20 protein-coding genes are annotated in these 17,769 nt (G+C 73.0%); 7 read left to right on the top strand and 13 right to left on the bottom strand.

What is annotated here, in order from left to right:
* Positions 1 to 25 precede the first annotated feature (25 nt).
* Positions 26 to 610 (top strand): Uma2 family endonuclease, encoded by a 585-nt coding sequence (locus C1708_RS12460; RefSeq protein ID WP_106412749.1) that lies wholly within the window; start codon positions 26 to 28, stop codon positions 608 to 610.
* Here the strand turns inward: C1708_RS12460 and C1708_RS12455 are convergent, their stop codons facing one another.
* Complete coding sequence (locus C1708_RS12455; RefSeq protein ID WP_106412748.1) at positions 611 to 1,531, bottom strand: AEC family transporter; 921 nt, start codon at positions 1,529 to 1,531, stop codon at positions 611 to 613.
* Between the two features lie 162 nt (positions 1,532 to 1,693).
* On the opposite strand from C1708_RS12455, the gene C1708_RS12450 reads away from it, so the two are divergent.
* Positions 1,694 to 2,041, top strand: a complete 348-nt coding sequence (locus tag C1708_RS12450; protein ID WP_241911232.1) for an STAS domain-containing protein — start codon at positions 1,694 to 1,696, stop codon at positions 2,039 to 2,041.
* Here C1708_RS12450 and C1708_RS12445 read toward each other — a convergent pair.
* Entirely contained in the window at positions 1,925 to 2,938 is a 1,014-nt protein-coding gene (locus C1708_RS12445) for a sigma-70 family RNA polymerase sigma factor (protein WP_106416272.1), read from the bottom strand. The two genes, C1708_RS12450 and C1708_RS12445, sit on opposite strands and share 117 nt — an antisense overlap.
* Positions 2,939 to 3,089: 151 nt before the next feature.
* Complete coding sequence (locus C1708_RS12440) at positions 3,090 to 4,373, bottom strand: MFS transporter (protein ID WP_106412747.1); 1,284 nt, start codon at positions 4,371 to 4,373, stop codon at positions 3,090 to 3,092.
* A gap of 63 nt (positions 4,374 to 4,436) precedes the next feature.
* Between C1708_RS12440 and C1708_RS12435 the strand changes: the two genes are divergently transcribed.
* Positions 4,437 to 5,399, top strand: a complete 963-nt coding sequence (locus tag C1708_RS12435; RefSeq protein ID WP_106412746.1) for a LysR family transcriptional regulator — start codon at positions 4,437 to 4,439, stop codon at positions 5,397 to 5,399.
* An 11-nt stretch (positions 5,400 to 5,410) separates the two neighbouring features.
* Here C1708_RS12435 and C1708_RS12430 read toward each other — a convergent pair whose 3' ends face one another.
* On the bottom strand, positions 5,411 to 6,169 hold the full coding sequence (locus C1708_RS12430) for an alpha/beta hydrolase (protein ID WP_106412745.1): 759 nt from the start codon (positions 6,167 to 6,169) through the stop codon (positions 5,411 to 5,413).
* A gap of 113 nt (positions 6,170 to 6,282) precedes the next feature.
* Between C1708_RS12430 and C1708_RS12425 the strand changes: the two genes are divergently transcribed.
* On the top strand, positions 6,283 to 7,440 hold the full coding sequence (locus C1708_RS12425) for an adenosine deaminase (RefSeq protein WP_106412744.1): 1,158 nt from the start codon (positions 6,283 to 6,285) through the stop codon (positions 7,438 to 7,440).
* A gap of 137 nt (positions 7,441 to 7,577) precedes the next feature.
* Positions 7,578 to 7,928 (top strand): ATP-binding protein, encoded by a 351-nt coding sequence (locus C1708_RS12420; protein WP_106412743.1) that lies wholly within the window; start codon positions 7,578 to 7,580, stop codon positions 7,926 to 7,928.
* A 168-nt stretch (positions 7,929 to 8,096) separates the two neighbouring features.
* Here C1708_RS12420 and C1708_RS12415 read toward each other — a convergent pair whose 3' ends face one another.
* From C1708_RS12415 to afsQ1, 5 genes are all read right to left on the bottom strand, one after another.
* Positions 8,097 to 8,297, bottom strand: coding sequence for a PspC domain-containing protein (locus tag C1708_RS12415; RefSeq protein WP_106412742.1), 201 nt, complete (start codon positions 8,295 to 8,297; stop codon positions 8,097 to 8,099).
* Between the two features lie 58 nt (positions 8,298 to 8,355).
* Positions 8,356 to 8,937, bottom strand: coding sequence for a VanZ family protein (locus C1708_RS12410; protein WP_106412741.1), 582 nt, complete (start codon positions 8,935 to 8,937; stop codon positions 8,356 to 8,358).
* A 106-nt stretch (positions 8,938 to 9,043) separates the two neighbouring features.
* Entirely contained in the window at positions 9,044 to 9,661 is a 618-nt protein-coding gene (locus tag C1708_RS12405) for a hypothetical protein (RefSeq protein ID WP_106412740.1), read from the bottom strand.
* Positions 9,661 to 11,271: an ATP-binding protein gene (locus C1708_RS12400; RefSeq protein WP_106412739.1), complete on the bottom strand. Its 1,611-nt coding sequence runs from the start codon at positions 11,269 to 11,271 to the stop codon at positions 9,661 to 9,663. The genes C1708_RS12405 and C1708_RS12400 overlap by 1 nt, the downstream gene beginning before the upstream one ends.
* Complete coding sequence (gene afsQ1, locus C1708_RS12395; RefSeq protein WP_106416271.1) at positions 11,268 to 11,945, bottom strand: two-component system response regulator AfsQ1; 678 nt, start codon at positions 11,943 to 11,945, stop codon at positions 11,268 to 11,270. The genes C1708_RS12400 and afsQ1 overlap by 4 nt, the downstream gene beginning before the upstream one ends.
* A 238-nt stretch (positions 11,946 to 12,183) precedes the next feature.
* On the opposite strand from afsQ1, the gene C1708_RS12390 reads away from it, so the two are divergent.
* On the top strand, positions 12,184 to 12,921 hold the full coding sequence (locus C1708_RS12390; protein ID WP_106412738.1) for a SigE family RNA polymerase sigma factor: 738 nt from the start codon (positions 12,184 to 12,186) through the stop codon (positions 12,919 to 12,921).
* A gap of 269 nt (positions 12,922 to 13,190) precedes the next feature.
* On the opposite strand, the gene C1708_RS12385 is transcribed toward C1708_RS12390, so the two are convergent.
* The gene (locus C1708_RS12385; RefSeq protein WP_198602479.1) at positions 13,191 to 13,895 is read right to left on the bottom strand and encodes a uridine kinase family protein; all 705 of its coding nucleotides are present in this window, start codon (positions 13,893 to 13,895) and stop codon (positions 13,191 to 13,193) included.
* 59 nt (positions 13,896 to 13,954) lie between these two features.
* On the opposite strand from C1708_RS12385, the gene C1708_RS12380 reads away from it, so the two are divergent.
* Positions 13,955 to 14,293, top strand: a complete 339-nt coding sequence (locus C1708_RS12380) for a hypothetical protein (RefSeq protein ID WP_106412737.1) — start codon at positions 13,955 to 13,957, stop codon at positions 14,291 to 14,293.
* Between the two features lie 89 nt (positions 14,294 to 14,382).
* Here the strand turns inward: C1708_RS12380 and C1708_RS12375 are convergent, their stop codons facing one another.
* The 3 genes from C1708_RS12375 to deoC are packed head-to-tail and all read right to left on the bottom strand — an operon-like array spanning position 14,383 to position 17,685.
* A complete protein-coding gene (locus C1708_RS12375; protein WP_106412736.1) occupies positions 14,383 to 15,297 on the bottom strand; it encodes an aldehyde dehydrogenase family protein in 915 nt (304 codons plus the stop codon).
* Positions 15,290 to 16,726, bottom strand: coding sequence for an aldehyde dehydrogenase family protein (locus tag C1708_RS12370; RefSeq protein WP_106412735.1), 1,437 nt, complete (start codon positions 16,724 to 16,726; stop codon positions 15,290 to 15,292). The genes C1708_RS12375 and C1708_RS12370 overlap by 8 nt, the downstream gene beginning before the upstream one ends.
* Positions 16,727 to 16,731: 5 nt before the next feature.
* Positions 16,732 to 17,685, bottom strand: a complete 954-nt coding sequence (gene deoC, locus C1708_RS12365) for a deoxyribose-phosphate aldolase (RefSeq protein ID WP_106416269.1) — start codon at positions 17,683 to 17,685, stop codon at positions 16,732 to 16,734.
* Positions 17,686 to 17,769: the final 84 nt, after the last annotated feature.

The raw sequence follows: 17,769 nt of genomic DNA, 5'->3' as shown, positions 1-17,769 counted from the left end.
GGCGACGTGCCGATAGGAGACCGCCATGAGCGCACTCACCGTGAGCCAGGACCCCGAACAGAGCTGGGACGACCTCGTCCGGTTCTGGGGGGAGACGGAATGGCCCGAGGGCAGCAAGGTGGAGATCATCGAGGGGATCGTCACCGTGTCACCCGCTCCCGCGTATCGCCATAATCTGATCGCTGAGAGTATTCAGCGGCGCCTTTACTCAGTGATCCCACTGGACTGGGGAATCTTTCAGACACTGGCGATCGCGGTACCGTCGCGGCTGGGCATGCTCATTCCCGACCTTGTGGTCGCTCCCGGGCGCGACCACACCGAGTCGGACACCCACGTCCCCGCCGCCCTCGCCGAGCTCGTCGTCGAGGTCACCTCGAAGTCGAACGCCCGCCACGACCGCGTCAGCAAGCCCGCCGCCCACGCGGCTGCCGGCATCCCCCTCTGCCTGCTGGTCGACGCCTGGGCCTCCGACGGTCCGACCGTGACGCTCCACGGTGAACCGAAGGGCGACGTCCACCGGCCGCTGACAACCGTGAAGTTCGGCGAGCCGATCACGCTTCCCGCCCCCTTCGACCTGGTCATCGACACCGCCGAGTTCCCGGAGGCCTGATCACCCCAGCACCGCCGCCACCGTCACCAGGACCGGGACCGACAGGGCCGTCGAGACGAGGACGGCCTCGCGGGCCAGTCGCTCGCCCACGCGGTAGCTGCTCGCGTAGGTGAAGATGTTCTGGGCGGCCGGGAGGGCCGAGGTGACCACCACGTCCAGCAGCTGTGCGCCGTGCAGGCCGAAGACGCTGGCCGCCAGTGCCCAGGCGGCCAGCGGCTGGACCACGGTCTTCAGGCCCACGGCCAGCAGCACCGCCCCGCGGTCGCCGCTCCGCAGCGGCAGGGTGCCGCCGCGCAGGGAGATGCCGAAGGCGAGGAGCACCGCCGGGACCGCCATGTCGCCGATCAGCCGCACCGGGTCCCACACCGGGCCGGGGATCTCCACCCCCGACGCCGCCACCGCGACCCCCGCGAGCGACCCCAGCGCGACCGGATTGCGCACGGGGGTCAGCAGCCGCCGCCACAGGGGCTGTTTCCCGCCCGCCGTGGACAGGTCCAGGACGGTCAGCGCGATCGGGGTGACCACGACGAGCTGGAACAGCAGCACCGGCGCCACCAGCGAGGCGTCGCCCAGCACGTACACGGCGATCGGGATGCCCAGGTTGCCGGAGTTGACGTAGCCGGAGCACAGGGCGCCGATGGTGGTGCGGCCCACGCCCCAGCCGCGCGCCACGCCCACCGCGACGAAGACGCCCGCCACCGCGGCCGTGCTCAGCGCGGTGACCAGCAGACGGCCGGAGAAGACCACCGACAGGTCCGCGCGGGCGAGCGTGGTGAACAGCAGCGCCGGGGACGCCACGTGGAACGCCAGGGTGGTCAGCACCTCGCCGCCCTGCGCGCCGAGATCCCCCCGCCGGCCGATGACGTAGCCGACGCCGATGACGACGGCGATCACCAGGAACCCGCTCAGCACCCCCTGCACGGCGGCTCCCCGCGGCGGTGGAGGACACCGGACACCAGAGGCGGCGATGATCTGTGGCGCATACAGCCAACCCTCCGGGGAAGGCCGCGCCCGGGTCAATGTGATCCTCGGCGCCGCGCGATGAGTTACGGGCCCCCGGCCGGTCTACCGGTCGTGGACGCCATGACACCGCCCGTACTCGTGCTCAGCGGCCCCCTCACCACGGACGAGGTGAGCGGGCCGTGCCAGGCGCTGCGCGCCCTGCTGGAGAGCGGGGGGCGCGGCGGTGTCGTGGTGTGCGACGTCGCCGGGCTGGGGCCGCCGGGACTGGCCGCCGTGAACCTGCTGGCCCGGCTGCAGCTCACCGCCCGCCGGGCCGGCGGGCGGATCCGGCTGCGCGCCCCCTCCCCGGCGCTATGCGCCCTGCTCGACCTCGTCGGTCTCCGCTTCGAGACGGAGGGGCAGCCCGAACAGCGGGAACCACCGCTGGGTGTCCAGGAAGCAGTGGAACCCGGTGATCCGGCCGTCTGAGATCTCCAGCGCCTGCACCGCCCACGGCGTGTGTCCGCCGTTCTCCGGGTCGGGCTTGTACTGCGCGAACCCGGGCAGGCCGTTGACCTCGACGGGCACCAGCCGCGAGTTCGCGCACGCGGCGCCCAGCGTCGTCATGAAGCCCGTGATGTCGTCGGCGCCGGTCAGCCACAGGTCGAACGGCGGCATCGTCATGACGGCGTCCTCGTGCAGCAGCGCGGTCAGCGCCGACATGTCGTACCCCTCGAAGGCGGCCACGTAGCGGTCGAGGAGCTTCTTCTGGTCCTCGTCCAGCGGGTCGGAGACCGCCGCGTCGGCGCCCGCCTCCCGGCGCTCGGCGAGCGTCGCCCGGGCCCGCTGCAGCGCGCTGTTGACCGACGCGACCGACGTGCCGAGCAACTCGGCGACCTCGCTCGCCTTCCAGGCCAGCACCTCGCGCAGGATCAGCACCGCCCGCTGCCTGGCGGGCAGTTGCTGCAGCGCCGCCATGAACGCCAGCCGCACGGACTCCTTGGCGACCGCGGCCTCCGCCGGGTCGGCGGGGGTGGGCAGCACCCGGTCGTCGGGCATGGGCTCCAGCCATGTGTGGTCGGGGCGGGGGGAGAGGGCGGCCCGCGCCAGCGGCGTGGACTCCGTCAGGTCCATCGGGCGGGCGCGCTTGTTGCCCGCGGACAGCATGTCCAGGCAGACGTTGGTCGCGATGCGGTAGAGCCAGGAGCGGAGGCTGGACCGGCCCTCGAACTTGTCGAGGTTGCGCCAGGCGCGGACCATCGTGTCCTGCACCGCGTCCTCGGCCTCGAAGGCCGAGCCGAGCATCCGGTAGCAGTACCCGGTCAGCTCGACCCGGTACTGCTCCAGCGTGGCGTCCGGATCCGTCGTCACCGTGCCGTTCGTCATCTCCACCCACCCCAGGTGCCTCGTGGCGGCGCGCCGTCGCGCCCACCACCTCGGAAGCTACCGCAGCCCACTGACAACGGCCCCCGGAGTGGACGGATCCGCAGGTGAAGGGCAGGGCGGGACCGGCCGTGCGTGCGCCCCGGGACAGCCGTCAGGCGGTGCGGACCTCCCCGGCGCGGACCGCCGCCCGGGTCCCGGCCAGGGTGATCCCCGCGACGCCCGTCACGGCCACGAGCCCGACCGCCACCGTCCCGGCCCAGCCGCCCGCGTGGAACGCCAGCGCGCCCACCGTGCTGCCGGCGCTCGACCCGATGTAGTACGCGGACTGGTACAGCGCCGCCGCCTGCGCCCGGCCCTCCGTCGCGGTCCTGCCCACCGCCGACGACGCCACCGCGTGCCCCGCGAAGAACCCGGCCGTGATCAGCACCAGGCCCAGCAGCACCACCGGCAGCGACCCGGCCAGCGACAGCAGCAGCCCGGCCGCGGTGGTCGCGCCGCCCGCGTACAGGGCGCCCCGGCGGCCGAGCCGGCTCACCAGCCGTCCGGCCGCGGACGCCGAGACCGTGCCGACCAGGTACACCAGGAACACCGACCCCGCGACGCCCTGCGGCAGCGAGAACGGCTCCTCGGTCAGCCGGTACCCGATGACCGTGTACACGCCCCCGAACACCGTCATGAACAGCGCGCCGATCGCGAACAGCCGCCGCAGCAGCGGGTCGGCCAGGTGACGGCGGACCGTGCCGGCCAGCACGCGCGGCGCGAGCGACCCGGGCCTGAAGTGCCGCGGCGCCGGCAGCAGCAGCCGGAAGGCCGCCGCGCACGCCACCGCGACGACGCCGATCACGCCGACGGCGACCCGCCAGCCCCACTCCTGCGCGACCCATCCGGTGATCACCCGGCCGCTCATCCCGCCGACGCTGTTGCCGGCCACGAACAGCCCGATCGCGGTCACCAGCGCCTTCGGCGTGACCTCCTCCGCGAGGTACGCCGTCGCCGACGCGGGCAGCCCGGCCAGCGCCGCGCCCTGCAGCGCCCGCAGCGCCACCAGCGCCCCGAGCGACGGGGCGAACGGCACCAGCAGCCCGAGGGTCACCGCGACGGCCAGCGAGGCCGTCATGACCGTGCGCCGTCCGAACCGCTCGGACAGGGCGCTCATCGGCAGCACGAACAGCGCCAGACCGCCGGTCGCCGCCGACACCGTCCAGCTCGCGTCGCTCGCACTGACCGTGAAGTCGCCGGAGACCAGCGGGAGAAGGGCCTGGGTGGAGTAGAGGAGCGCGAAGGTCGCGACGCCCGCGAGGAACAGGGCGAGACTCATCCGGCGGTAGCCGGGGCCGCCCGGGGACATCCGGGTCTCGTCGGCGGGCGGCGGGGAGGAGGGAACGGATGGGAGGGCGTCCACGCGGGTGGACGCCCCGGTACTGGCGGGAGTCATGCCTCGAACGTACGGAGGTCTTCGCTCATCCGTCCAATGCATGGAATCGTCATAATCGTTCCCATGGAGCATCAGCAGAGGTCAGCCGGTCGCCTGTCACGGACCGGTGACATACGAGACAGGGAAGAGATGGCGCGGCTGCTCGCGCCGCGCCTCGCCCACTTCGCCGGGGTGGCCCGCACCGAGCACGTCACGCGGGCCGCCCAGGAGATGCAGGTGCCGCAGTCCACCCTCTCCCGCGCCCTGGTCCGGCTGGAGGAGGACCTCGGCGTCGAGCTGTTCGCCCGGCACGGCCGCACCGTCTCCCTCACCCCGGCCGGCCGCACCTTCCTCGCCTCCGTCGACCGCGCCCTGGACGAGATCGGACGCGCCGCCGAGGAGGTCCGCGCCGACGCCGACCCCGCCACCGGCAAGGTCGCCTTCGGCTTCCTGCACACCATGGGCGCCGAGACCGTGCCCGGCCTGCTGCACGCCTTCCGCGCGGACCACCCGGGCATCCGCTTCAGCCTGGTGCAGAACCACGGCGAGGCCATGCTGGAGGGGCTGCGCGCGGGCGAGCTCGACCTGTGCCTGACCTCGCCCGTGCCGTCCGCCCCGGACCTGGTGGCCCGCCGCCTCGACGAGCAGAAGCTGCGGCTGGTCGTCCCCGCCGACCACCGCCTCGCCGACCGCCGCCGGATCCGCCTGGCCGAGGCCGCCGACGAGACCTTCGTGACCCTGGAACCCGGCTACGGGCTGCGCCGCATCACCGACGACCTGTGCGCCCGGGCCGGCTTCGCGCCGCGCATCGCCTTCGAGGGCGAGGAGGCCGAGACCCTGCGCGGCCTGGTCGCGGCCGGCCTGGGCGTGGCCCTGCTGCCCCCGCCCCCCTTCCCCCGCCCCGGAGTGGCCGAACTGACGGTGACCGCCCCCAGGGCGGCCCGCGAGATCGGCGTGGCCTGGCCGGCGGGCCGCCCGGACACGCCCCCGGTGGCGGCGTTCAAGAGGTTCCTGCTGTCGAAGCGGGGGAGCCTGCTGCCGGGGTAGCGGGGGCGGCCTCAGTGCCGTAACGACTTCCCGAACCCCGCCGCCAGCGGCATCCGCAGCCCCAGCGGCGGGGGCGCCGCCAGCGCGTCCTGCACCGGGCGGGAGAAGGCCCGCCCGAACAGCGCGCCCACCACGAAGTCCTCGGCGAGCGCCAGCACTTCTTCGCGGTACTGGCTCAACCCGTGGCCGTCCGCGTGCACTTCGAAGCGGCACACCTCACGGTTGGCCTTCTTCGCCCGTGCCGCCAGCCGGAAGGACAGTTCGGGGTCGGTCCGCGCGTCGTTCGTGCCGTGCACGATCAGCACCTGCCGGCCGGCGAGCTGCCTCACCGGTTCGTCGGGGGCCGTCCCGTCCTCCTCCGGCAGCCAGGGGGCCAGCGCCACCACGGAGGTGACGGCCTCGTGGCCCGCCGCGCGCAGCGCCGCCCTGCCGCCCATGCCGAGGCCCGCCAGGCAGACGGGCACGTCCCCGTAGCGCCGCACGGCCTCGTCGGCGGCCCAGGCGGCGTCGTGCGCGAGGTGCGCCTCGTCGCCGTTCCAGCCGCGGTAGCGGTAGTGGACGGCGTGGACGGCGAGATGCCGGTCCCGCCCCGCGCGGGCCAGCCGGCGCCCCAGACCGCGCACGGAGACCGCCGCCATCGGCGACGGTCTGCGGGCGGAGGCCTCCTCCCCGTTCGGGAGCAGCAGCACCGCCCCGTTCACCGAGGCCGGCTCCGCGCCGAGCGCCCTCCCCAGCCGGGCCGTGCGGACCGGCGTCGCTTGCTGTGCCATGGCAGAACATTCTCAGAAGACAGGGCGTACGCGACCCGTCCGTGCGGTCACCTTTCCGTATCGGCACCTTCGCGCGCCGGGTGATCTACGCGCGTAGGAGTTATGGTGCGGACATGACGAGCCAGACCATCGCGAACGCTCCGACCGCGGACCAGATCCGCCGGGCGCCCAAGGTTCTGCTGCACGACCACCTCGACGGCGGACTGCGCCCCGGCACCGTCGTCGACCTGGCCCGGGAGACGGGCTACACCGACCTGCCCCACACCGACCCCGACAAGCTCGCCCTGTGGTTCCACCAGGCCGCCGACTCCGGCTCCCTGGAGCGGTACCTGGAGACGTTCTCGCACACCGTCGGCGTCATGCAGACCCGCGACGCGCTCGTCCGGGTCGCCGCCGAGTGCGCCGAGGACCTCGCCGAGGACGGCGTCGTCTACGCGGAGGTGCGCTACGCGCCCGAGCAGCACCTCGACGGCGGGCTGACCCTGGAGGAGGTCGTCGAGGCCGTCGACGAGGGCTTCCGCCAGGGCGAGCGGCGGGCCCGGGAGAACGGCCACCGCATCCGCGTCGGCGCCCTGCTCACCGCGATGCGGCACGCCGCCCGCGCCCTGGAGATCGCCGAACTCGCCAACCGCTACCGCGACCTGGGCGTCGTCGGTTTCGACATCGCGGGCGCCGAGGCCGGCTACCCGCCCACCCGGCACCTCGACGCCTTCGAGTACCTGAAGCGGGAGAACAACCACTTCACGATCCACGCCGGCGAGGCGTTCGGGCTGCCGTCGATCTGGCAGGCGCTCCAGTGGTGCGGCGCGGACCGGCTCGGGCACGGGGTGCGGATCATCGACGACATCCGGGTGCGCGACGACGGCACCGTGGAGCTCGGCCGGCTCGCCGCCTACGTGCGCGACAAGCGCGTCCCGTTGGAGCTGTGCCCCAGCTCCAACCTCCAGACCGGCGCCGCCGCCTCGTACGCCGAGCACCCGATCGGACTGCTGCGCCGGCTGCACTTCCGGGCCACGGTGAACACCGACAACCGGCTGATGTCCCACACCAGCATGAGCCGCGAGTTCGAGCACCTGGTCGAGGCTTTCGGATACACGCTCGACGACATGCAGTGGTTCACCGTCAATGCGATGAAGTCCGCGTTCATTCCTTTCGATGAACGGCTGGCGATGATCAATGACGTGATCAAGCCCGGATACGCAGGGCTGAAATCCGAATGGCTGTTCCGTCAGACCGCTCCCACCAGCGGTTCCTCCTCCACGGACGGCTGAAAAGCGCGTCACCGGGAAAGGTGAACGCGCAACGCTTTCACCATCCGTCCGTATTTCGATGTTTGCGGCGGGCGGGGATGCCTGATTACGGTCACAGCACCGCTCACATCCCCGTATCCCATTTCGAGGACGCCTTCATGAAGCAGTCTGCTGTCAAGACCCTCGGTGTCGCCGCTCTCGGTGCCGCCTTCGCCGCCGCCGGTGCGGGCGCCGCCCAGGCGGCCCCGGCCCTGCCGGACGCCCCGGGGCTGGACACCGTCACCCGGGCCGTGCCGGCGGACCAGGTGTCCAGCGCGCTGCCGGGCCCGGCCGAGGCGCTGTCGACGGGCCAGGACGCGGCCGGCAAGGGCCTCGGGACCGCCAAGCCGGTCGCCGACGAGCTGGGCTCCAAGGTCCCGGGCGCCGGTCTCCTCGGCGGTCTGCCGCTGAACCAGCTGCCGACCCAGGGCCTCAACGTCAACGGCGTCCCGCTGGGCGGCGGCCGCTGACCTCCCCGGTCGACGACGGGCCGATGGGGCGCACCCGGAAACGGGCCGCGCCCCATCGGCGTGCTCGGAGGCGCACGGCCCCGCGCGAGACCTCAGGGAGATGATGCCGCGCAGGGACCGGGCGGACGGCGCGCGGCGCCTCGGGGGTGAGGGCGCCGCGCGGCCGCCCTACCAGGCCGTGCGGGCCTTGGCCTCCGAGGGCAACAGGATCCACAGCGCCAGGTACAGCAGGAACTGCGGGCCCGGGAGCAGGCACGAGACCAGGAACACGACACGCATCGTCTTCGCGGAGGTGCCGAACCGCCGGGCCAGTGCGGCGCAGACACCGCCGATCATCCGGCCGTCGGTCGGGCGGGCGAGGCTGCTCATCGCGACTCCTTCGTGAACGGTGCGAGGCCTCCTGTCCGGCTGCCTCCGTACCTCCACGTTACGGAGACGAAGGGGGCAAAGCGTCACTCCACGGGGCGATCCCGACCCTGGGAATCGTCGGGGTCCGTCCCTGAGGGGCCTCCTCCCGCAGGACGGCCCCGTCCGCCCCGGGGACCACCCGGCGGCGCAGCCGGGCACGTCCCGCGGGCACCACGGCGGCGTGGGCGAGCGCGGCGCCCGCCGTGTTCAGCAGCAGCGAGTCGACGTCCACCACCTGGCCCGGCACCGCGGTCTGCAGCAGCTCCACGGCCAGCGACACCAGGGCGACCGCGGCCACGGTGCGGATCAGCGAGCCCAGCCGGGACACGGCCAGCCGGCCCCCGGCCATCGGCAGCAGCACGCCCAGCGGCGCGAGCAGCGCCATCGACTCCCCGGTCCGGCGCAGCCCCGTCGCCCAGCCCAGCGCGAAGTCGGCCCGGATCCCGTCCAGCGGCCGCAGGTTGGCGGGCATCACCCACGGAACGTCCAGGGGGCGCAGCGTGTACCAGGCGACGAACGCCAGATGCGCGGCCAGGAGGACGCCTCCGGTCACACGGATACGGGATGCGGCGGTGCCGCCGATGAAGCCTTGACGCTGCACGACCCCCAAGACGCGGCGTGCGCCTCGGCCGGTTCCGGGACGTCACCCGTTCAACGGCCGAGGCATGCACCACATCGCGGCGCCGCCCCTCCGGGCGCCCGCCGGGTCAGCCTCCGACGGCCTCCGCGGAGGGCGGCTTCCCGGCCGCCGGACGGGCCCGTACGTCGTCCGTGCACCGGTAGCGGCGCGGCGTCGCGTCGTCGGGGCCGCCCAGGATCACCGAGCCGTCACCCTCGGCCGCGGCCGAGTCGGAGAAGGTGCACACGATCTGCGCGAGCGCCGTGGCCGACAGCCCGGCGGGCGGCGTGCTCAGTCGCAGCGTGTCCTCCGGGTCGCCGGCCCGCGGCCCGGTCACGGTCGTCCCGGGCCGTACCCGCGTGGTGTAGCCGGCCTCCCGTTCGGCGGCCGTCGGCTCCCGCGTCAGCTCGTCCATCAGGCCCTGCGCGACCAGCACCCGGCGCGCGTCCGTGGCGCCGTCCCGCACCCGCACCGCCCGGTCCACGGCCACCAGCGACGGCCCGCACACCAGGAACACCTGCACCGCCAGCCCGCCCGCGGTCCGGCCGGACCCTTCCGGCTCGCCCAGCGAGCAGCGCACCCGCGAGGGCGCCGGACCGAAGTCGGTCGGCACCTCCGTGGCCCGGATGCCGCACCCGGACAGCAGCGCGCCCAGCACCGCGACCCCCACGACGGCCGGCGGGGCCGCCTTCCGTCGTCCTCTCATCAGGCGTCCCCCTCGGCGCCCTCGGTCCCGGCGTCGCCGGTCTTCTCCCCGGATCCGGCGGCGGACACGTCCCGCGGCAGCCGCAGGGTGAACACGGCGCCGCCCTCGGGCGAGTTGACCGCCGTGATCTCGCCGCCGTGGATGTGCGCGTTCTCCAGCGCGATGGACAGGCCCAGACCGCTGCCCTCGGAGCGCGGCCGGGAGGCGCTGGCCTTGTAGAAGCGGTCGAAGACGTGCGGCAGGACCTCCTCCGGGATGCCCGGCCCGTGGTCCCGCACCTGGATGACGACCGTGCCGTCCGCCGCGTCCGCCCCCTCGGCGCCCTCGGCGGGCTCCTCCCGCACGGACACCCGTACCGGCGAACCGCCGTGCTTGAGCGCGTTGCCGATCAGGTTGGCGAGGATGACGTCCAGCCGGCGCGGGTCGAGCCGGGCGTGGATGCCGCGCTCGGCGTCCAGCTCCACCGCGTCCAGCCAGGCCCGCGCGTCGATGCAGGCGGTGATCTGGTCGGCGACGTCGACGTCGTCGAGGACCAGCCGGGCGGTGCCCGCGTCGAAGCGGGTGACCTCCATCAGGTTCTCCACCAGGTTGTTCAGCCGCCGCGTCTCGCTCACGACCAGCCGCACCGCGGGCTGGATCATCGGGTCGATGCCGCCGCCCTCGAACTCCAGCTCCTCCTCGAGGACCTCGGTGACCGCGGTGATCGCGGTCAGCGGGGTGCGCAGCTCGTGGCTCATGTCCGCGACGAACCTGCGGGACGCCTCGTCCCGCGCCGCCATGTCCGCGACCCGCTTCTCCAGCGCCTCGGCGGCCTTGTTGAACGTCCGTGAGAGATCGGCCAGTTCGTCGGTGCCCGACACCCTCAGCCGGGTGTCCAGCTTCCCCTCCCCGAGCCGCCGCGCGGCGGTCCCCAGCCGCTGCACCGGCTTCAGCACGGTCGTCGCGGCGGCGTGCGCGAGGAGGGCGGAACCTATCAGCGCCAGACCGGTGGCGATCCCCAGCGACCAGGCCAGCGAGCTCAGGTCCTTCGCCTCCGGCTCCAGCGACTTCAGCATGTAGCCGGTGGTCCCGCCGCCGATCACCTTGGTCCCGGCCACCAGGTACGGGGTGCCGTCCTCGACGATCCGCTGCCAGTACAGGCGGTGCGGGTACGCGTTGCCGGACGTGACCTTCTGCCGCTCGGTCACCGCCTCGCGCAGCGACTCCGGCACATCGCCCAGCGAGAAGCCGTTCAGCCCGCCCGAGCTGCCGTACACCGTCTGGCCCTCGGGGTTCTCGGCGACGAGCAGCACGGTGAAGCGCTGGCTGCTGTTGGCCATCTGCCCGGCCGTGCGCTGCAGTTCGTCCTGCGCGGGGTGCTCGGGCAGCGAGCCCGCGCGGTTCTGCATCTCCTTCTCGAAGTCGCGCAGCACCGCGTCCTGCGTGCGGGTCAGCACCGACTCGCGGTTCAGCCAGTACGCGATCCCGGACGCGGACACGGCGGCGGTCAGCGCGACCAGGCCGAACACGACGACCAGCCGCAGGCGCAGGCTCGTGAGGCGCAGCCGCGACCAGACTCCCTTGCGCGCCACGGACCAGCCGCGGCTCTCCCCCTGGTGCTCCTGTGTCACTGAGGCGGATCCAGCCGGTAGCCGACACCGCGGACGGTGCGGATCAGCGTCGGGGACGACGGCACGTCCTCGACCTTGGCCCGCAGCCGCTGGACGCACGCGTCCACCAGACGCGAGTCGCCGAGGTAGTCGTGTTCCCACACCAGCCGCAGCAACTGCTGGCGGGACAGCGCCTGTCCGGGCCGCCGGCTCAGCTCCAGCAGCAGCCGCAGCTCGGTCGGTGTGAGCTGGAGGTCCTCGCCGTTCTTCGTCACCGTCATCGCCGCGCGGTCGATGACCAGGCTGCCGAAGCTCGCCGAGTCGCTGGACTCGCGTTCCCCGCGCCGCAGCACCGCACGGATCCGGGCGTCCAGCACCCGGCCCTGCACGGGCTTGACCACGTAGTCGTCGGCGCCGGACTCCAGGCCGACCACGACGTCGATGTCGTCGCTGCGCGCGGTGAGCAGGATGATCGGCAGCTGGTCCGTGCGCCGGATGCGACGGCACACCTCGAAGCCGTCGATGCCGGGCAGCATCACGTCCAGCACGATCAAGTCCGGCCGGTGCTCGCGCAGCAGCTTCAGACCGTCCTCACCACTGGCAGCGGTCGCCACGCGGTGGCCCTGGCGCGTCAGTGAAAGCTCCAGGGCCGTGCGGATGGCGTCGTCGTCCTCGATCAGCAACAGGGAAGGCACGGGCTCATTCTGGCCCATGGAGGGCTTCCTGTTCGACCCGTGCGCCGGGCACGCCCCTTGAGCCCGATACGTGCCGTTTCGCGCCCCGTGAGCGGTGAAGGAAGCGTGCGGTCACGGCGGCCGGCCCCTGTGACACGTCTGTGACAGTCGGCGGACACGGCCATGAAAGTGGCGCGGCAAGCTTTTGCACAGCACAACGGCAGGCAGAACACCGGAAGTCCACGACGGGAGGCGCGAGATGAACACGCTGCACGGCACCAGCACCAGCGCAGTGGTCACGCGTCTGCACGACGTGCACCGGGGTTCCGAGAAGTCCGGCGCCGCGGGCATGCGGGGGTGCGCTCGCGGCGCCGGGCGTCAGCACACCGCGATCATGACGGTGGTTGACGCGTCCACGGGGGACACCGACGGGGGAAGCGCGTACAGGGAGGAACCGGGGGAGCGCCGCTCGGCGAGCGAGGCGGAGTTCACCGCCTACGTCCAGGAGCGCCGCGCCTCCCTGTACGCCACCGCCTACCACCTGACCGGTGACCGCTTCGAGGCCGAGGACCTGCTGCAGAGCGCGCTGTTCTCGACCTACCGGGCGTGGGACCGGATCAGCGACAAGGCGGCGGTCGGCGGATACCTCCGCCGCACCATGACCAACCTGCACATCAGCGCGTGGCGCCGCCGCAAGCTGAACGAGTACCCGACCGAGGAGCTGCCGGAGACGGCCGGCGACACGGACGCGATGCGCGGCACCGAGCTGCGCGCCGTGCTGTGGCAGGCGCTGGCCCGGCTTCCCGAACTCCAGCGCACCATGCTGGTCCTGCGCTACTACGAGGGCCGCACGGACCCGGAGATCGCGGACATCCTCAACATCAGTGTCGGCACGGTGAAGTCCAGCATCTGGCGGTCGCTCCGCCGGCTGCGCGAGGACGAGGTCCTCAGCTTCGGCCGTGACGAGGAGAACGCCTTCGGGGAGCTCGTCGCCTGAAGGTCCGGGGGACCAGGGGGGACCCAGGGGGACCGGGGGCTCCCGGGCCGGAGGGCCCGGGGGCGTGAAACGGGGGAACCGCCAGGACGTCGGGGGGCGTCCGCGCGGTGAACGGGGGACCGGGGATCCGGGGGAACGAGGAGGGGGAACAAGGGGGGGCACCACGGGGGGTGCGGAAACAGCGGGACTGCGAAGGGCCGGGGGGCCCGTCACGCGGTCCCGCTTTTTCGTGTCGTGCCGCCTGGGGCCGAAGCGCGTCCCGCGGCCGCTCAGGGGGCGCCCGTCGGCGCCGGACGTCCGGCGACCGCCGCTGCGGCCAGCCGGCTCAGCGCCTCCTCGCGGTCGCAGGCGTACGCGCCCAGCGCCGTCTGGCGGGCGATGATCGACCGCTCGAGGCGCATCAGCCGCCAGCCGCGCCGCAGCAGGAACGGCACCGACTTGCGGCCCTCCTTCAGGTCCCGCAGGAAGCGCCGCCGGAACGTCCGCACCGGACCACGGTTCAGGCACAGCGCGTCGGCCAGCAGACCCAGCTCCCGGCAGCGCTCCACGATCTCCGCGGCGAAGATGCCCTCGGCGATGAACAGCGGCGTCCCGCCGATGTCCACGGTCGTCTCACCGGTGCGCGCGCTCAGCGAGATGTCGTACACCGGGATCTGCGCGCTGCCCGTCCTGCACAGCCGCTCGATCGCGGCGACCGCGGTGTCCGCGTCCCAGGAGGCGGGGTCGTCCCAGTCGATGTCGCAGGTGCCCGCCACCAGCGGCAGCGTCGGGTCGTCGCCCTCCTTGTAGAAGTCGTCCAGGCGCAGCACCGGAAGACCGGAGCGGGCCGAGACGAGGGACTTGCCGGAGCCGGAGGGGCCGCAGAGCAGCACGACTCGCGCGGATATGGGCGACTGGGAACTCACAGGACACCAGTGTGAGGCATCGCGCGGGCGGCGTACGACCCGGCGGCCCGACTTTGAAGCGCGCGTCACATCTCCACTACGCTGCGCGTCGGACCGTTGACCCTGCGAAGTCAAGAGGTGGCACAGCGATGGCCCGACACAAGGCACCCAGGACGTCCGCCGTCCGGCGGGGCACGGCCGTTCTCGCGGCGGCCGGGGTGGCGCTCGGCGTCGGGGCGGCGGCCGCGTCCGCCGCCGAGGCGCGGCTGCTGCCCGACGACGCCGGCCAGGTCGTGGGGGCGGTCGCGGACCTCAAGCCCAACCCGCTCGCGGGCACCGGCGTGGACCCGCTCGACAACGGCGTCGCGACGCAGGTCGCCGACTTCCGCGCGGTGGACTCGCGCCAGGTCACCGGCCCGGTCGCCCAGGCGGAGTCGGTGGACGGCATCCCGGGGGTGGCCCTGGCCACGGACGCGCTCAGGAGCTGACCGGGCGCGCGCAGGACACGGCGGAGCGCCGTGCCCCTCCCGGGCGGAGGAGGGGCACGGCGCTCCCGCTGTGCGGGCCGGGGCGCGGCTCAGTAGGCGGAGCCCGACGCGCCCAGCGAGCCCGTCGGGTGCCAGACCGTCTTGGTCTCCAGGAAGGCCGTCATGCGGTCCGTGCCGGGCGCCGCCGCCCAGTCGTCCACAGGCTGTGGACGCAGGACGCGCTTCAGGTTGTCCGCGGCCGCGATCTCCAGCTCCTTCGCCAGCACCTCGTCGGCGCCCGCGAGGTCGATCGCGTTGACGTCCTGGTGCGCGGCGAGCGGCGCGGCGATCTCCGCCGTACGGCCGGAGAGGATGTTGACCACACCGCCGGGCAGGTCGGAGGTGGCCAGCACCTCGCCGAGCGAGAGCGCCGGAAGCGGGTGCTTCTCGCTCGCGACCACCACCGCCGTGTTGCCCGTCGCGATCACCGGGGCGACCACGGAGACCAGGCCCAGGAACGACGACTCCTGCGGGGCCAGGACGGCGACCACGCCGGTCGGCTCCGGGGAGGACAGGTTGAAGAACGGGCCCGCGACCGGGTTGCCGCCGCCCACCACCTGGGCGATCTTGTCGGTCCAGCCGGCGTACCAGACCCAGCGGTCGATCGCCGCGTCCACCTGCGCCGCGGCCTTCGCCTTCGCCAGGCCCTCGGCCTCGCCGACCTCCCGGACGTACTGCTCCCGGCGGCCCTCCAGCATCTCCGCGATCCGGTACAGGATCTGGCCGCGGTTGTACGCCGTCGCGCCGGACCAGGCGCCGAACGCCTTGCGGGCCGCGACCACCGCGTCACGGGCGTCCTTGCGGGACGACTGCGGTGCGTTGGCCAGCCACTTGCCCTTGGCGTCAGTCACCTCGTACACCCGGCCGCTCTCGGAACGCGGGAACTTCCCGCCGACGTACAGCTTGTAGGTCTTGAAGACGGAGAGGCGCTCGTTCTTCTCGGTCTTCTCGTTCTTGTCAGACATCGAGGTACGCCTCCAGGCCGTGGCGGCCGCCCTCGCGGCCGAAGCCCGACTCCTTGTAACCGCCGAACGGCGAGGTCGGGTCGAACTTGTTGAACGTGTTGGACCAGATCACGCCCGCGCGGAGCTTGTTCGCCACCGCCAGGATCCGCGAACCCTTCTCCGTCCAGATGCCCGCCGACAGGCCGTACGGGGTGTTGTTGGCCTTGGCGACCGCCTCGTCCGGCGTGCGGAACGTCAGGACGGACAGGACCGGGCCGAAGATCTCGTCGCGGGCGATGGTGTGCGCCTGGGTGACGCCCGTGAACAGCGTCGGGGCGAACCAGTAGCCGTTCTCCGGCAGTTCGCAGGCCGGGGACCAGCGCTCGGCGCCCTCCGCCTCGCCCTGCTCCGCCAGCGCGGTGATCCGCGCCAGCTGCTCCGCGGAGTTGATCGCGCCGATGTCGGTGTTCTTGTCCAGCGGGTCGCCGAGGCGCAGCGTGGACAGCCGGCGCTTCAGGGAGTCCAGCAGCTCGTCGTGGACCGACTCCTGGACCAGCAGGCGCGAGCCCGCGCAGCAGACCTGGCCCTGGTTGAAGAAGATGCCGTTGACGATGCCCTCGACGGCCTGGTCGATCGGCGCGTCGTCGAAGACGATGTTGGCGCCCTTGCCGCCCAGCTCCAGGGTCAGCTTCTTGCGGGTGCCCGCGACCGTGCGCGCGATCTCCTTGCCGACGGCGGTCGAGCCGGTGAAGGCGACCTTGTTCACGTCCGGGTGGGCGACCAGCGCGGCCCCGGCGCGGCCGTCACCGGTGACGATGTTGACGACGCCCCTCGGCAGACCCGCCTGACGGCAGATGTCCGCGAAGAACAGAGCGGAGAGGGGGGTGGTCTCGGCGGGCTTCAGTACGACGGTGTTGCCCGTCGCGAGCGCCGGGGCGATCTTCCAGGCCAGCATCAGCAACGGGAAGTTCCAGGGGATGACCTGGCCGGCCACGCCGAGGGGCCGCGGGTTCGCGCCGTAACCGGCGTGCTCCAGCTTGTCGGCCCAGCCCGCGTAGTAGAAGAAGTGCGCGGCGACCAGGGGGAGGTCCGCGTCGCGGGTCTCCTTGATCGGCTTGCCGTTGTCCAGCGTCTCCAGGACGGCCAGCTCGCGGCTGCGCTCCTGGATGACGCGGGCGATGCGGAAGAGGTACTTCGCGCGCTCGGAGCCGGGCAGCGCGGACCACTTCTCGAACGCCCTGCGGGCGGCCTTCACGGCCCGGTCGACGTCTTCCTCCGTGGCCTCGGCGACCTCGGAGAGCACCTCCTCGGTGGAGGGGGAGACGGTCTTGAAGACCTTGCCGCCGGCCGCGTCGGTGAACTCGCCGTCGATGAACAGGCCGTAGGACGGGGCGATGTCGACGACCGAGCGGGACTCGGGCGCCGGGGCGTAGTCGAAAACAGGTGCCATGGTGATCAGTCCACCGTCACGTAGTCGGGGCCGGAGTAGCGGCCGGTGGCCAGCTTCTGACGCTGCAGCAGCAGGTCGTTCAGCAGCGAGGAGGCGCCGAAGCGGAACCAGTGGTTGTCCAGCCAGTCCTCGCCCGCGGTCTCGTTGACCAGGACCAGGAACTTGATCGCGTCCTTGCTGGTGCGGATGCCGCCGGCCGGCTTCACACCGACCTGGATCCCGGTCTGCGCGCGGAAGTCGCGCACCGCCTCCAGCATCAGGAGGGTGTTCGCCGGGGTCGCGTTCACCGCGACCTTGCCGGTCGAGGTCTTGATGAAGTCCGCTCCGGCCAGCATGCCGAGCCAGCTCGCGCGGCGGATGTTGTCGTACGTCGACAGCTCGCCGGTCTCGAAGATGACCTTCAGTCGGGCGTCCGTCCCGCAGGCCTCCTTCACGGCGGTGATCTCGTCGTACACCTTCATGTAGTTCCCCGCGAGGAACGCGCCGCGGTCGATGACCATGTCGATCTCGTCCGCGCCGGCGGCGACGGCCTCACGGACGTCCGCCAGCTTCACGGAGATCGCGGCGCGTCCGGCCGGGAACGCGGTGGCGACGGAGGCGACCTTGACGCCGGAGCCGGCGACGGCCTCCTTCGCCGTGGCCACCATGTCGGGGTAGACGCAGACCGCGGCCGTGGCGGGCGTGGTGCGGTCGGTCGGGTCGGGGCGGACCGCCTTCGCGCCGAGCGCCCGGACCTTGCCCGGGGTGTCCGCGCCTTCCAGCGTCGTCAGGTCGACCATCGAGATGGCGAGGTCGATGGCGTACGCCTTCGCGGTCGTCTTGATCGAGCGGGTGCCGAGGGAGGCGGCACGCGCCTCCAGGCCGACCGCGTCGACGCCGGGCAGCCCGTGGAGGAAACGGCGCAGCGTGCTGTCGGACGCGGTGACGTCGCTCAGAGCGTGGGGTGCAGTGGTGGGCATGGTCACCAGACGAGCATATCTACGCGCGTAGCGGCTGTACAGCCCCGGACCGGGATCCGGGGTGCGGGCCGGGGCAGGGGTCCC

The sequence above is a fragment of the Streptomyces sp. DH-12 genome (genome assembly GCF_002899455.1).
Lineage (GTDB): Bacteria > Actinomycetota > Actinomycetes > Streptomycetales > Streptomycetaceae > Streptomyces.
This window is presented reverse-complemented; position numbering and strand designations above follow the sequence as displayed.